Source organism: Meiothermus cerbereus (genome assembly GCF_051297115.1).
GTDB lineage: Bacteria > Deinococcota > Deinococci > Deinococcales > Thermaceae > Meiothermus > Meiothermus cerbereus_A.
In genome coordinates, this window is sequence record NZ_JBEVAL010000011.1 from 46935 (window position 1) to 61169 (window position 14235).

Below are 14235 nucleotides of genomic sequence, written 5' to 3' on the forward strand. Positions count from 1 at the left end.
AGGGTTAGGAGCTGGGGCCGATATCGAGCCGCTCTGCACCGCTGTACACATTGAAGCTGTCTCGCAGAAAACCAATCAGGGTCAGATTAAATTCCCTGGCCAGCTCCACCGCCAGGCTGCTGGGGGCGGAAATAGCGCACAACAGGGGAATGCTGGCAGCCAGGGCTTTTTGCGCTAGTTCGTAGCTGGCCCGGCCGCTTACCAGCAGCATGTGTTCACAAAGGGGGAGCTGGTATTCCAGCAGGGCCCAGCCCAGAAGCTTATCCAGGGCATTGTGGCGGCCCACGTCTTCGCGCAGGGCCAGGAGGTTGCCGTATTGGTCGAACAGGGCGGCTGCGTGCAGGCCCCCGGTTTGGGCAAAGAGGGGCTGGTGGGCCCGCAGCTGGGTGGGCAGTTTGGCAATGACTTCGCTCGAGACCGTCCAGTCTGCTTTCAAGGGGGTATACCGCCGCTGGAGGTTCTCCAGCCCGGCCTTCCCGCAGACCCCACAGGCCGATGTGGTGTAAAAATGGCGCTCCAATGGGGCCAGGTCGGGTAGCCTGGCTGTCTTCAACTCCACGTTCACGATGTTGTACTGCTGGGGCTCGCTGGGGTCGGTGCAGTAGGCAATGCGCGCAATGTCTTCCCGCCGTGCAATTACCCCTTCGGCCAGCAAAAACCCGGCGGCCAGCTCAAAGTCGTGGCCGGGAGTGCGCATGGTTACGGCCAGGGTTTTAGCTCCCTCAGACACCTTTTTGCTCACCTGACCGGAGCTTGCAAGCAAGCGTATCTCCAACGGTTCTTCGCTGGCGAGCAGGTCGGACTTAACCAAAGCCCGCCCGTGCTCGATCCGCAATAGCTGGGTACGGGTGCGGGCCTTAGGACGGTGGTTGGGTGTGGATATAAACATACACCTCTTTGTAAGCGGGAATTTTGGCTTGGCTCGAGCGCAGCGCGGGGTCTACCAGCACATTGCCCTCAGGCCAGTGTACCTGGATGCTGCCGGGCCGAAGCTTGGCCGCAAAGACCCGGCCCGCCAGGGTGCCAGAGGGGTTTTGTAGCCAGACCTGCTGGCCGGGTTGCAGGCCTAGCTTTTGCAGGTCGCTGGGGTTCATCAAGACCGCATCGCGGGGGGCGCCGTTGATGGGATCGGTGTGCTCGAGCACCATGCTATTGAACTGCTTGCCGCGCCGCGTGACCAGGCGGTAAGCCCCTGCGGGAAGGCTGCTTTCGGGCAGCACCACGGGCAGGAACCGTGCCCGCCCGCTGGGGGTAGGGCAGACCCCCCCAGGGCAAAGCTGCGGCCCTCCATACTGGAAGGCATCGCCCTTTGAGCGCAGGTGCTGGATGCCGTCGTAAAGCGGAACCACCCGGGCAATCTCGGCCCGCACGGCGGCGGTATCCGCAAAGCGCACCTTTTCGGCCAGCTCGGGACTGCACATCCGGGCCACCACATCCTGGAAGACCTGCCCTTCCCAGCGGGCTTCGGCAATGCGAGGGCCGGGGATTTCAGGGCTAAAGATAACCCGGCGCTCGGTGCTGGTCTCGGTACACCCGCCCGGTATTTCGTAGCGGGTGGTGGCAGGCAGCAGGATAACCTCTTCAGCGGGCTCTACCAGCATCTGCGACGACAGCACAATGTCCTGGTGAATACGCAATGGCACCTGGGCCAGGCGGGCTTCGGCCAGGGCCGGGCTGGGCAGGGTTTCGAGGAAATTGCCCCCCACGCTCCACAAGACCTCGAGGCCCCCCTCGAGCATCTCCGTGACCGTCAGGCCCGGCTGGCTTGGCACCGGGAAACCCCATAGCTTCTCCAACGCAGCTGCATTTTCGGCGTTGATGGGCAGGCCGCCGGGAAACACCGAGGCATAGGCCCCCATCTCGGCCCCGCCCTGTACGCCCGAGTGGCCGCGGATGGGCATCAGGCCACAGCCCTCGCGCCCCAGGTAGCCCCGCGCCAGGCCCAGGTTGATGATGTTCTGCACGGTGTCCTCGCCCGAGCGATGCTGGGTAATGCCCATGCTCCAGACCAGCACCGCTTTCTCGGCCTTGTAAAGCAGGAGGGCAAACTCGAGCATCTCGGCTTTGCTCAGCCCGGAAAGCTGCTCGAGCTGCTCCCACGAGGTTCCAACCACCTGGGCTCTGACCTGCTCAAAACCTTCGCTGTGCTCGGCAATGAAGCTGTGGTGCAGCCAGTCCTGTTCGATCAGATGCTTGAGCACTCCGGCAATAAAAGCGCTGTCGCCCCCCGGCTGAACCAGGAAGAAGCGGTCGGTAATTTTGCTGCCAAACAACGCACTCTCGAGGTCGGAGGGAATCCAGTAGTGCTGCATGGCCGGTTCCTGGTAGGGGTTTACACAAACCACCTGGGTTCCGGCCTTTTTGGCGTAGTAGAGGTACTTCATCATGACCGGCTGGTTGACCGCCGGATTCGAGCCAAAAAACACCACCAGGTCGGTGCCAATCAGGTCGCGGTAGCTGATTGTGGTAGCGGCCACGCCCAAGGCAGCTTTAAGTGCAACCGTGCTGGGGCTATGGCAGATGCGCGCGGCGTTGTCGATGTTGTTGCTGCCCAGCGCCCGCACCGCTTTCTGGGCCACGTAGTAGGTTTCGTTGGGGGTGCCGCGGCTGGTCAGGTAGAAGCCCATCTTGTCGGGCGGGGTTTTACAGAGCTTCCAGGCGATGCGGTCGAGGGCCTCGTCCCAGCTAATCCGGGTGAACCCCGCCTCCCCCCGGCGGCGGCGCATGGGGTAGGGGAGGCGGCCCAGCGCCCGCAGTTCAGCAGAGCTTTTTGCACGAAGCTGCGCCACATCCTTCAGACTGGAGGCCTCGAGCGGCCCCATGGTGTTGAGCCGCAGCAGCCGCAGGCGGATGTTGCAGAGATGGATACCCTCGATGGTCCAGTCTTTAAGGCCACTGGTGCCCAGAGCGCAGCCATCGCAGACCCCATCGCGCAGGATACGCCAGGCGTACTCGAGGTTGTCGGCGTTCTCAAAAACCGCCCGGAAGACCTCGAGGAAGTTGTTGGGCTTCTGCATCCCCAGCCCAAAAGGCCGCAGGCTGACCCAGGTTTCGAAGCTCCACCCTTTCTTGACTGGCTTTAGTGCCACTTCATGCCTCCAGCGAATGCCTTCATTTTAAACCCCAATCTGGAAAACGATTTGTGAGGGCGGGTTCTGGCTTATCGCACTCTGCACAGAAGAGGCCTCCCATCCGGGAGGCCACTGTGCTGCGCAGGACAAAGCAATCAAGTTGTGGGCAGCTCAATATTTGTGAAGAGCGCTCTACCCGGCGGACCTGCCTCAAATTTTAGCCAGTTGCCTTGCCAGTCGAAGTATTCAAGCGCCCCCAGCCGTTTCTTGTAGTCGTACTCGGAGGGTTCCTGGTAGGCATAGCCAGGGTAGTAGTAGGCCTTTCCCCAGGCCCGCGAAAGCTCAATCGAGTGAACAAGCATCAGAATGCCCAGACTGCGCTTTGTGTAGGCGGGGTCGAAGCACTGGTAAACGCTGGAAGTGGCCTGCTCGCCCTCGTCCAGGTAACTGATGCCCACCAGGCGATTCTGGTGGTACAGGGTCAGGCTGTGGCAGCGGCAGGGGATGTAGGCCGGACGACGCGAGATAAAGTTGTAGATGCTTTCGGGCACGTTGTGGGTGAAGCGGGTCCTGTGTCTGGCGAACAGGGCCTCAACCTCGCCGTTCACGAAGGCGGGTTGTAGTTTCAGCTGCAAGTCCAGGTTCTTTTTGAGCGCCCGTCGCTGGCTACGGCTTGGGGTATGGTCGGCCAGCCGCACCCTAAGGGGCAGCACATGATTGTTTCCAAGACGGCTATAGCGAAAGAAATAGACCCCAAAGTGACGCCAGCCTTCTGCCCAGAGCGCGTCCATTTGGGCGGAGTCAGTCGCTGTGCTCAAAAAATACTCATTAACCTGGGGCCGCATGCTTCCAATTCTTGCTGGGGCCTTTGCAAACACTGGCAGCAACCTGCGCTTTCTGTCGGCATTGACCTGCGCCTGGGGTGGGGTTTGTAGCAGCCCACCACAAACCCGTTCTAAACCGACTTCAGATGGGCATGAAACAGTGGGTCAAAGACGTCGGGTTTTTCCATGTGGGGGGAGTGGCCGGTGTCCGGGATCACCTCTTCGCGGAACGAGCCACCGTTGGCTGCGTACAGCTCGAGCACATAACGGGTCTGGCCCACCATTGGCTGTGGGGGGTGTGCATCATCGCCAGGCCAGCCAGGAACCACGCCCAGTTTGCCCAGGGTACCCATGTTGAACAGGCTCATATCCCCCACAATCTGATCGTCGGAGCCGCGCACCCAGAGGATGGGGGGTTTGGCTGTTGCCGACAGCATCTTTTGAACAGTATCGCCCACATACTTGGGCGAGATGGCGTTGGCTGGGCCCCACTTTCCTGGAGCCATGCCCGGCCAGTGGGGCGAAGGCACAGCGTCGCCAGGGTACCGGTTCGGCCCAATCTTTTCGGAGAGAATGCCCGAAAGCAGGGCCTCCTCGCGGGGGTGACGAAAGGGCGGCTTCCAGTAGAAGCTGTTCATGACGACGCGGGGGGAGGCCTGGAATTCGCTGCCCCGGTAGCCCTCGGCGATTAGCCGTGCGAACTCGGGGTTGACGATGCCAGCCCCCGAGCCAGCAAAGTCGGGAGCGCAGGGGGTTCCCTGAAGATCCTTGGTGCCGCCAAACCCGAACGGGGAACCTGGCGCAATTACGGTAGCGGTGTAGATGCGTTCAGGCGCGCTAGCCAGCAAGGCCCAGACCACACTTCCCCCCAGCGAGTGCCCCGCTACATGAAAGCGGGCATAGCCCAGGGCGTCCATTAGGCCCAGCAGGTCGTCCACCCAGTCCATGCAACCACGGCTGGCATCAATCGGCTTGTCTTCGGTGTCGCCGTAGCTGCGCAGGTCGGGGGCAATGGCGCGGTAGCCTGTGGGCAGGGCCAGCATGGTCTCTTCCCAAAAGGTATTGCTGCTGGCGTTGCCATGAACTAGGAGCACCGGTACCCCATCGGAGGGGCCCCGTAGCAGCAGGTGCATGCGGAGGCGAGGGGTCTCGATCACTGTGGAAAAAATGCCCGGCAAGGTAGGGATGGAACCCATAGCTCACTCCTTCAGACTCGAGATAAGTCATGCTACTGGATTTTTGTTACAAACTTGTTACTCATAGCAGGGCGCAACAATCAGCTTTGCCCAAAATGGGTATCCTTTAGCGTATGTGGGATCTGGTGATTGTGGGTGCAGGGCCAGTGGGGCTGGCTGCTGCAATCGAGGCCAGGCGTGCTGGCCTTAATGCGGTGGTTCTGGAGAAGGGCACCATCGTTCACACCCTGTACCGCTGGCCTAAAGAAACGGTCTTTTTCAGCGAGGCCAAAAACATCGAGATTGGGGGGCATCCCTTTCCCTCGCCCTTTGCCAAACCTACCCGCCGCGAGGCTTTGCAATACTATCGTCGGGTAGCCGAGAACGAAGCGCTGAACATTCGAACCTATACCGAGGTAACCGGCATCTACCCCGAGCTGGCCCACTTCAGGGTGGGCTACCGTGACCGCGATGGCGAAAGCGAGCTTAAAAGCCGTTTTGTGCTGGTAGCCACAGGCTACTACGATAACCCCAACCGCTTAGGTGTACCCGGAGAAAACCTGCCGCACGTGCGCTATGGCCTAGACGAAACCCTGCCCTACTGGAACCAGAGGGTAGCGGTGGTGGGGGGCTCCAATAGTGCGGTAGAAGCGGCCCTCGAGCTTTACCGCGCTGGAGCTGTGGTTACGGTTGTCCATCATGGGGCCGAAATTCGTCCGGGGGTTAAGTACTGGCTCAAGCCCGATTTTGAGAACCGGGTCAAAGAGGGCGCCATACGGCTTTTGCTGAACGCGCAGGTGGTGGAAATTACCCCGCGAGAGGTAGTGCTTCAGCAGGAAATTGCAGAAGAAAAGGCCGTACATCGCCTCCCCAGCGATTTTGTGCTGATTCATATTGGCTACAAAGCGGCAGACGGGCTTCTAAGGGCGGCCAAGGTGGCTTACTGTGGCGATGCGCCGGTGTTGTCCGATTCCTACGAGACCAGCATCAAGGGGCTTTTTGTGGCGGGCAGTGCGGGGTATGGCTCCGATACCCGCACGGTGTTCATCGAAAATGGGCGGGAGCATGCCAGAAGAGCAGTGCTGGAGATGGCTTTTCGTATGCAAAAGCGCCTTACCTAGAGTGGTCTTCGGAGAGAGGGGGTATGGGCTAAGCCTTGACACGGTATACCAAACACCCGTAAACTCTTCCACAAGATGCTTTTGCCCAGCAGCCTGATCCTAGTCGTAGTAGGCCTAATTACCAGGCCTACGGGGGATTTGGTGTAGCGAAGAGCCTATAAGCGCATCCTAAAGCCCCCCGAAGCACCGGGGGGCGATTTTTTGAGGAGAGAGCTATGAACGGAGCCGCCGCCATCCTGAAAGCCCTGGAGATGCAGGGAGTGGATACCATTTTTGGGCATCCGGGGGGCACCATCATGCCCACCTACGATGCGCTTTACGACTCGCCCATACGGCACATCCTGGTGCGGCACGAGCAGGCCGGTGTGCACGCTGCAACCGCATATGCGCGGGCCTCGGGTCGGGTGGGGGTGTGTATGGCGACCTCGGGGCCGGGGGCACTGAACCTGGTCACGGGGCTGCAGGATGCCCTGATGGACTCTACTCCGGTGGTGGCCATCACCGGCAACGTGCCCCAGCACCTCATCGGCACCGATGCCTTTCAGGAAGCCGACGTGGTAGGCATCACCCAGCCGGTGACCAAACACAACTTCCAGGTGCGCAAGGTCAACGATATTCCGCGGGTAATTGCCGAGGCCTTTTACATCGCCTCTACCGGCCGGCCCGGCCCGGTGCTGATAGACTTTCCCAAGGACGTGCAGCAAGCCGAGTTCACCGGCAGCTTCGATGTGGAGATAGACTTGCCGGGCTACAAGCCAACCTACAAGGGCCACCCCCGCCAGATTGAGCGGGCCCTGGAGGCCTTGCAAAAGGCAGAAAAACCCATATTGATGGTGGGCGGTGGGGCTTTGAATGCGGCCCCGGAAATCATGGCCCTGGCTGAGAAGACCGGCCTTCCGGTGATTCCAACCCTGATGGGCCTGGGGGTGTTTCCCGGAACCCACCCGCAGTTTCTGGGGATGCCGGGCATGCATGGTTCGGTAGCAGCCAACCGCGCCATCCACCACGCCGACACCATCCTGGCTATTGGGTTGCGCTTCGACGACCGGGTAACTGGCAAGGTTTCGCGCTTTGCTCCCAATGCCCATACCATCATCCACGTGGACATTGACCCCGCCGAGATTGGCAAGCTGGTCAAGACCGCCGTTCCGGTGGTGGGCGATGCCAAATGGGTGGCGGCAGAGCTGGTCAATGGCGCCAAAAAGCTCAACCTGACCAAGTGGTGGGGACAGCTCGAGGACTGGAAGACCAAGCACCCCTTTGCCTGGAAACCCAAGCCCCACCTGCAAAGCCAGGAGGTCATCCAGGCTTTCTGGGAGGCCACCCAGGGCAAGGCTGTGGTCACTGCCGGGGTAGGCCAGCACCAGATGTTTGCCGCCCAGTTCTACAAGTTCGATGCCCCTCGTTGTTGGATTAACTCCGGAGGGCTGGGCACCATGGGGGTGGGGCTGCCTTTTGCCATCGGTGCGGCCCTGGCCCGACCGGGCGAGCTGGTGATCGACTTCGATGGCGATGGCAGCTTCCAGATGACCCTGCAAGAGCTAGCCACCCTCAAAAAACACAACCTGAATGTCAAGATTGTAATTCTGAACAACGGCTTCCTGGGCATGGTGCGGCAGTGGCAGGACCTGTTCCACGCCAAGCGTTACAGCGAGGTGTACCTGGCCGACTCCAATCCCGACTTCGCCAAACTGGCTGAAGCCTACGGCATCAAGGGCATTGCCCTGACCGACAAGGCCAGGCTGCACGAGACGGTTAAGGAAGTGCTGGCTCATCCCGGCCCGGTGCTGCTGGAAGCCCGGGTTTACCATGAAGAAGGCGTCTTCCCCATGATTCCAGCAGGTGGGGCGGCGGAAGACATGATCATCGAGAACCCACGGGAGACAGTGGCGGGTGATTGAGTAAGCCAATATAGCTGGTAGCCCATAGCCGAAAGCTATCAGCAGAAATCGGAGATTTCTCATGAGACACTTGGTTTCGGTGCTGGTTCAAGACAACCCAGGCGTCCTGCAACGTATTGCGGGCCTGATTGCAAGGCGGGGCTTTAATATCGAGTCGCTGGCGGTGGGGCGCACCCACCAGCCGGGCCTCTCCCGCATCTCGCTGGTGGTTTCGGGGGACGATGCGGTACTGGAGCAGGTGGAAAAGCAACTCAATCGGCTGATTGAGGTCATTAAGGTAACTGATCACGCTGAGCCCCACGTGGAGCGCGAGCTGGCCCTGGTCAAGGTGGGCATTGCCGGGATGGAGGAACGGCTCGAGGTCAAGGACATCGCGGAGGCCTTCAGGGCCCGTATTGTGGATGTGGCCAAAAAGTCCATCATCTTCGAGCTCACCGGTGACTCCACTAAGGTAAACAACTTTGTTGAGGCTATGCGGCCTTATGGCCTGCTCGAGGTTATGCGTACCGGCGCGGTAGGCATGTCCCGCGGCGAGCAGGTGCTCAAGGTGCGCGAAAAGAAAGCCGTCTAGGATGGGTATGGGCCCATCATTTTTTTGTGCAGAAGTTGAAGGGGTTTCCTTCGATCTTCGGTGAGGAGAAAAGAATGAAGATTTATTACGACCCGGATGCAGACCTCGGCTTTATTAAGGACAAGACGGTGGCCATTCTGGGCTTTGGCTCACAGGGCCATGCCCATGCCCTCAACCTGCGCGACTCCGGCATCAAGGTAGTGGTGGGCCTGCGGCCCGGTAGCCGCAACGAGGAGAAGGCCCGTAAAGCTGGGCTCGAGGTACTGCCGGTAGGGGAGGCTGTGCGCAAGGCGGATGTGGTGATGATTCTGCTCCCCGACGAGACCCAGGGCGCGGTCTACAAGGCCGAGGTGGAACCCAACCTGAAGGAAGGGGCGGCCATTGCCTTTGCCCACGGCTTCAACATCCACTTTGGCCAGATAAAGCCGCGCCGCGACCTGGATGTCTGGATGGTGGCCCCCAAAGGCCCCGGCCACCTGGTGCGTTCGGAGTACGAGAAAGGCTCGGGAGTACCTTCGCTGGTGGCGGTCTACCAGGATGCCTCAGGCTCAGCCTTCCCCACCGCCCTGGCCTACGCCAAGGCCAACGGCGGCACACGGGCAGGCACCATCGCCACCACCTTCAAAGACGAGACCGAGACCGACCTGTTTGGTGAGCAGACCGTGCTGTGTGGTGGCCTGACCCAGCTAATTGCGGCGGGCTTCGAGACCCTGGTGGAGGCCGGTTATCCCCCCGAGATGGCCTACTTCGAGTGCCTGCACGAAGTAAAACTGATCGTGGACCTGATTTACGAATCGGGTTTTGCCGGGATGCGCTACAGCATCTCCAACACGGCGGAGTACGGCGACTATACCCGCGGCCCTATGGTCATCAACCGCGAAGAAACCAAGGCCCGCATGCGCGAGGTGCTGCGCCAGATTCAGCAGGGCGAGTTTGCCCGCGAGTGGATGCTCGAGAACGTGGTGGGCCAGCCTACCCTGAACGCCAACCGCAACTACTGGAAAGACCACCCCATCGAGCAGGTAGGCCCCAAGCTCAGGGCCATGATGCCTTTCCTTAAGGCCAGGTTTTCCAAGGAAGAGGTTGGTAGCTAGCAGCCATAGCCAAAATCAGCAGAACTGGAGGTTCTATGCGGCACATCCGAATTTTCGACACCACCCTGCGGGACGGCGAGCAAAGCCCCGGCGTAGCCCTTTCGCTCCAGCAGAAACTGGAAATTGCCCATGGGCTGGCCCGGCTGAACGTGGACATCATCGAGGCGGGCTTTCCGGTCAATGGGGCTAGCGAGTTCGAGTGTGTCTCGCGCATCGCAGCCGAGGTTAAGGGACCGGTCATCTGCGGGCTGGCCCGCACCCACAAGCTCGATATCGAACGGGCCGCGGCGGCCCTGGAGAAAGCCGAAAAGAAGCGCATTCATGTCTTCACCAGCGCCTCCAGGGTGCACCTGGAGTACATGCTTCGCAAGACCCCAGAGGAGATTTTGGAAATTTCCGATGCGATGGTGCGCTACGCCCGGCAGTTCACCGACGATGTGGAGTTTAGCGCCCAGGATGTGATGCGGGCCGACTTCGACTTCGTCATGAAGCTCTACGAGACCGCCATCAACGCCGGGGCGACCACCATCAACATCCCCGACACCACCGGCTACGGCACCCCGCAGGAGTATGGGGCTCTGATTGGGCGCATTTACAAAGAAGTGGTGCGGGGGCGGGATGTGCATATCTCGGCCCACTGCCACGACGACCTGGGCCTGGCCACCGCCAACAGCCTGGCCGCGGTGGAGAATGGGGCCACCCAGATCGAGTGCACCATCAACGGCATCGGCGAGCGGGCGGGCAACACCGCGCTGGAAGAGGTGGTGATGGCCCTGTATGTGCGCCGCGACTATTACAAAGCCCATACCCGCATCAACACCCGCGAGCTGTACCGCATGAGCCGGATGGTAGAGCGCTACACCGGCATGGTGGTACAGCCCAACAAAGCCATTGTGGGCGACAACGCTTTTGCCCACGAGTCGGGTATCCACCAGGACGGGGTCATCAAGAACAAAGAGACCTACGAGATCATGAATGCCGAGCTGGTAGGCCGCCAGGCCGCGGTGCTGGTGCTGGGTAAGCACTCTGGACGCGCTGCGGTCAAGAAGGCCCTGGCCGACCTGGGCTATAAGCTGGACGATGCCCAGATTGGCACCATTTTTACCCGCTTCCGCGAGATCGTCGAGCGCAAAGGCCCCATCGAGACCGAGGAACTGCGGGCCCTGGTGGAGAGCGAGTCGGTTTCGACGCCCCACCTGTTTAACCTCGAGAAGCTGCAGTTCTTCTCCGGCTACGGGATGCTACCCACCGCTACGGTGAGCCTCGAGACCCCCAAGGGCGTGGTGACCACCACCGCCATCGGCGATGGCCCGGTGGATGCGGTGTATAAGGCTCTTTCCGAGGCGATTGGTCTGAAGCCCGAACTTGACCTGTACCGGGTGGAGTCGGTTACGGGCAGCACGGAAGCCCTGGGTGAGGTGACGGTAAGGCTAAGGCTGGGCGAGGTGATGGCCACCGGCCACGGGATTTCGCCCGACATTATCGAGGCCTCGGCCCGGGCCTATCTGGATGCGGCCAACAAGCTCGCCGCCGGTCAGGCCGCGCGGCATCCCAGGTCGCTGGAAGAGGTGCAGCGTTCGGGCCTGGGGAAGTAGCAGGAAGCGGGCTATGGGAGGTAGAGGCGCGGTGTTCAGCCTGGAGGCAGCCATGACCATCCGCCGGGCCACCCACGCCGACGCCCCCGGAGTGGCCCGGGTTCACGTGGACTCCTGGCGCGAGACCTACCGGGGCATCGTCCCAGATGATTTTTTGGACGGGCTTTCCTACGGGCGCCGCGAGCAGATGTGGCGGGGCGGTCTGGAAAACCCCAACTGGCAGGGCGTGATGTTCGTGGCCGAGGACCCAGCCCTGGGCGTGGTCGGCTTTGTGGCGGGCGGCCCTCCGCGGGAGCCATTGGGAAGTTTTGACTGCGAGCTGTGGGCCATCTATTTGCTGCGGGTGCATCAGGGAAAGGGCCTGGGGCGAGGGCTTTTCACACGGTTTGTGGGGGAGATGGCCTCTTTGGGCCAGACCTCGATGTTTTTGTGGGTGCTGGCCGAAAACCCGACCGTGGGGTTTTACCGGCACATGGGCGGGAAGAAGGTGGGAGAGAAAGAAGTTGAGCTGGGCGGGAAGATGCTCCTGGAGCACGCCTATGGCTGGCACGGTCTTGGGGTAATGGGGTGGTAGAATTGGGTCATGCCACGGCGAATTGCAGCGGTTGTGTTCAAGGGCAGGATGGGCGAAGAACCCTCCGACGCGGTGTATTGGAGGACACGGCCCATGGTGGAGCGCCTCGAAGCCCTGGAGTCCATCCGCGCCGAGTATAACGAGTGGAAATATGGCACTGCTTACCCCCGACTTCAGAGAGTTCTTAAGATTCTTGAACGAGAATCGGGTTAGATATCTGTTGGTCGGAGGGTACGCGGTGGGCCTGCACGGGTATCCCCGTTACACCAAAGATTTAGACATATGGGTCGAGGCGTCGCAGGAAAACGCCGAGAGGGTTATCAAAGCCATCGAGGATTTTGGGTTCGCCTCGCTCGAGTTGACACCGCAGGATTTTCTTGAGCCAGGGGTGTTTATACAGATTGGCTACCCCCCGGTCAGGATAGACCTTCTGACCCAGCCTTCGGGGGTCGTGTTTGCCGAGTGTTACGAGAACCGCGAGCAGATCGAGGTGGACGGGTTGACGATTCCGGTGATCGGCCTCGAAGATCTGCGCAAGAATAAAAAGGCTTCCGGTAGAAGCCAGGACTTAGCTGACCTGGAGAAGTTGGAGTAGAAATGATCGAAATCCTCGACACCACCCTCCGCGACGGTACCCAGGGCGAGGCCGTCAACCTGTCGTCGGACGATAAGATCGCCATCGCACGTCGCCTGGCGGCTTTTGGGGTTCCCCTCATCGAGGGGGGCTGGCCGGGGAGTAACCCCAAGGATGCCGAGTTTTTCGCCCGCATGAAGGGGGTGGATCTGGGGGTGAGCCAGCTCTGCGCCTTTGGCTCCACCCGGCGCAGGGGGGTGCGACCGGAAGACGACCCCTCGGTACAGGCCATGCTGGAAGCGGCCACCCCGGTGGTCACGGTGGTGGCCAAAAGCTGGGACTTTCACGTGACCCACGCCCTCGAGGTCTCCCTGGAAGAAAACCTGCGCATGATCGAGGAGACCTACCGTTACCTGGTGGGCCAGGGTCGGCGGGTAATCCACGACGCCGAGCACTTTTTTGATGGCTACAAGGCCAACCGGGGCTACGCCCTGGCCACGCTCGAGGCCGCCGTGCGGGGCGGGGCCGATACCCTGTGCCTCTGCGATACCAACGGGGGCAGCCTGCCGGAGGAGGTTTACGAGATCACCCGGATTGTGCTCGAGGCTTTTCCTGGCCTGACCATTGGCATTCACCCCCACAACGACGCGGAACTGGCCGTGGCCAACGCCCTGGCAGCGGTACGGGCGGGGGCCACCCACGTGCAGGGCACCATCAACGGCTACGGCGAGCGCTGTGGCAACCTGAACCTGACCAGCGCCATCCCCAACCTGATGCTGAAGTACGGCCTGCCGCTCAAGGGACTCACCCCCGAAAGACTGACCGAGCTGCGGGAGGTTTCGCACTTTGTGGACGAGCGGGCCAACCTGGCCCCCAACCTGCGCGCGCCCTACGTGGGCGATGCGGCTTTTGCCCACAAAGGGGGTATTCACGTCTCGGCGGTGCTTAAAGACCCCCGCACCTACGAGCACGTGCCGCCCGAGGCGGTGGGCAATAGCCGCCGGATACTGGTTTCCGACCTGGCGGGCCGCTCTAACCTGCTGGCCAAGCTGGCCGAGTCGGGGGTGGATGTGCCCAGGGAGATGGCCGGGACCTTGCTGGACGAGGTAAAGCAGCTCGAGCACGCTGGCTATTCCTTTGAAGGGGCCGAGGCCAGCTTCTACCTGCTGGCCCATAAGCTGCGGGGTGGGCGCATGCCCTTCAGTGTGGAGGGCTTTACGGTTTTTGTGCATGTCAACGATGCCAACCCCGAGACCCCCACCTGGGCCGAGGCCACGGTGCGGGTCAGGGTGGGCGAGACCCTGCAACACACCGCAGGCGAAAGCCAGCACGGGCCGGTCTCGGCACTGGACAAGGCCTTTCGCAAGGCCATCGAGTCGTTCTACCCCGAGATTGCCGAAATCGAGCTTTCCGATTACAAGGTGCGCATCCTCTCGGGCCAGGAAGCCGGTACTGCCTCTGGGGTGCGGGTCATGATTGAGATGCACCGCGCGGGGGAGCGCTGGAGCACCGTAGGAGCCAGTAAAAACAACCTGGAAGCCTCCCTCAAAGCCCTGACCGATGGCTACGCCTACGCCCTGGTGAGAAGCCAGTCAGTACCGCAAGGTATGGACCTGCAGGCGGATCTGCCTCAGCGCTAAGTGTCGCCATAGTTGAAATGCAAGATGCTGTTCCGAAACCCACATTCCGCACCCCTCAACCTTGACTTTAGGATTTTGGGGTGGAAACCAATGCT

12 protein-coding genes are annotated in these 14235 nt (G+C 61.1%); 8 read left to right on the forward strand and 4 right to left on the reverse strand.

The annotated features are described in order from the left end of the window. Window positions 1-4: 4 nt before the first annotated feature. The 4 genes from fdhD to ABWU19_RS04125 all read right to left on the reverse strand — a co-directional run bounded on the left by fdhD (window position 5) and on the right by ABWU19_RS04125 (window position 5091). Window positions 5-889, reverse strand: coding sequence for a formate dehydrogenase accessory sulfurtransferase FdhD (fdhD, locus tag ABWU19_RS04110; protein ID WP_435900492.1), 885 nt, complete (start codon window positions 887-889; stop codon window positions 5-7). Beyond that, window positions 858-3089 carry an FdhF/YdeP family oxidoreductase gene (locus ABWU19_RS04115; protein WP_435900493.1) on the reverse strand — a complete coding sequence of 744 codons (2232 nt, stop codon included), beginning with the start codon at window positions 3087-3089 and terminating at the stop codon, window positions 858-860. The genes fdhD and ABWU19_RS04115 overlap by 32 nt, the downstream gene beginning before the upstream one ends. A gap of 137 nt (window positions 3090-3226) precedes the next feature. Beyond that, the gene (locus tag ABWU19_RS04120; RefSeq protein ID WP_435900494.1) at window positions 3227-3862 is read right to left on the reverse strand and encodes an arginine-tRNA-protein transferase; all 636 of its coding nucleotides are present in this window, start codon (window positions 3860-3862) and stop codon (window positions 3227-3229) included. 164 nt (window positions 3863-4026) lie between these two features. Further along, window positions 4027-5091, reverse strand: coding sequence for an alpha/beta hydrolase (locus ABWU19_RS04125; protein WP_435900495.1), 1065 nt, complete (start codon window positions 5089-5091; stop codon window positions 4027-4029). A 113-nt stretch (window positions 5092-5204) separates the two neighbouring features. On the opposite strand from ABWU19_RS04125, the gene ABWU19_RS04130 reads away from it, so the two are divergent. The 8 genes from ABWU19_RS04130 (at window position 5205) to cimA (ending at window position 14140) form a co-directional block, all read left to right on the forward strand. Continuing rightward, window positions 5205-6191: a YpdA family putative bacillithiol disulfide reductase gene (locus ABWU19_RS04130; protein WP_435900496.1), complete on the forward strand. Its 987-nt coding sequence runs from the start codon at window positions 5205-5207 to the stop codon at window positions 6189-6191. A 215-nt stretch (window positions 6192-6406) separates the two neighbouring features. Continuing rightward, window positions 6407-8092 (forward strand): biosynthetic-type acetolactate synthase large subunit, encoded by a 1686-nt coding sequence (gene ilvB, locus ABWU19_RS04135; protein WP_435900497.1) that lies wholly within the window; start codon window positions 6407-6409, stop codon window positions 8090-8092. 61 nt (window positions 8093-8153) lie between these two features. After that, entirely contained in the window at window positions 8154-8663 is a 510-nt protein-coding gene (gene ilvN, locus ABWU19_RS04140; protein WP_435900498.1) for an acetolactate synthase small subunit, read from the forward strand. Window positions 8664-8737: 74 nt separating this feature from the next. Continuing rightward, window positions 8738-9757 carry a ketol-acid reductoisomerase gene (ilvC, locus tag ABWU19_RS04145; RefSeq protein WP_435900499.1) on the forward strand — a complete coding sequence of 340 codons (1020 nt, stop codon included), beginning with the start codon at window positions 8738-8740 and terminating at the stop codon, window positions 9755-9757. Between the two features lie 35 nt (window positions 9758-9792). Continuing rightward, window positions 9793-11352, forward strand: coding sequence for a 2-isopropylmalate synthase (locus ABWU19_RS04150; RefSeq protein WP_435900500.1), 1560 nt, complete (start codon window positions 9793-9795; stop codon window positions 11350-11352). 13 nt (window positions 11353-11365) lie between these two features. Further along, on the forward strand, window positions 11366-11926 hold the full coding sequence (locus ABWU19_RS04155; RefSeq protein ID WP_435900501.1) for an N-acetyltransferase family protein: 561 nt from the start codon (window positions 11366-11368) through the stop codon (window positions 11924-11926). A 151-nt stretch (window positions 11927-12077) separates the two neighbouring features. Then, window positions 12078-12521, forward strand: coding sequence for a nucleotidyltransferase (locus ABWU19_RS04160; protein WP_435900502.1), 444 nt, complete (start codon window positions 12078-12080; stop codon window positions 12519-12521). Between the two features lie 2 nt (window positions 12522-12523). After that, window positions 12524-14140, forward strand: coding sequence for a citramalate synthase (gene cimA / locus ABWU19_RS04165; protein WP_435900503.1), 1617 nt, complete (start codon window positions 12524-12526; stop codon window positions 14138-14140). Window positions 14141-14235 lie beyond the last annotated feature (95 nt).

Bases quoted from the DNA above. Each gene is read 5' to 3' on its own strand.
- fdhD (WP_435900492.1), bottom strand. From the start codon at position 889: ATGTTTATATCCACACCCAACCACCGTCCTAAGGCCCGCACCCGTACC.
- ABWU19_RS04120 (WP_435900494.1), bottom strand. From the start codon at position 3,862: ATGGACGCGCTCTGGGCAGAAGGCTGGCGTCACTTTGGGGTCTATTTC.
- ABWU19_RS04125 (WP_435900495.1), bottom strand. From the start codon at position 5,091: ATGGGTTCCATCCCTACCTTGCCGGGCATTTTTTCCACAGTGATCGAG.
- ABWU19_RS04130 (WP_435900496.1), top strand. From the start codon at position 5,205: ATGTGGGATCTGGTGATTGTGGGTGCAGGGCCAGTGGGGCTGGCTGCT.
- ilvB (WP_435900497.1), top strand. From the start codon at position 6,407: ATGAACGGAGCCGCCGCCATCCTGAAAGCCCTGGAGATGCAGGGAGTG.
- ilvN (WP_435900498.1), top strand. From the start codon at position 8,154: ATGAGACACTTGGTTTCGGTGCTGGTTCAAGACAACCCAGGCGTCCTG.
- ilvC (WP_435900499.1), top strand. From the start codon at position 8,738: ATGAAGATTTATTACGACCCGGATGCAGACCTCGGCTTTATTAAGGAC.
- ABWU19_RS04150 (WP_435900500.1), top strand. From the start codon at position 9,793: ATGCGGCACATCCGAATTTTCGACACCACCCTGCGGGACGGCGAGCAA.
- ABWU19_RS04155 (WP_435900501.1), top strand. From the start codon at position 11,366: ATGGGAGGTAGAGGCGCGGTGTTCAGCCTGGAGGCAGCCATGACCATC.
- ABWU19_RS04160 (WP_435900502.1), top strand. From the start codon at position 12,078: ATGGCACTGCTTACCCCCGACTTCAGAGAGTTCTTAAGATTCTTGAAC.
- cimA (WP_435900503.1), top strand. From the start codon at position 12,524: ATGATCGAAATCCTCGACACCACCCTCCGCGACGGTACCCAGGGCGAG.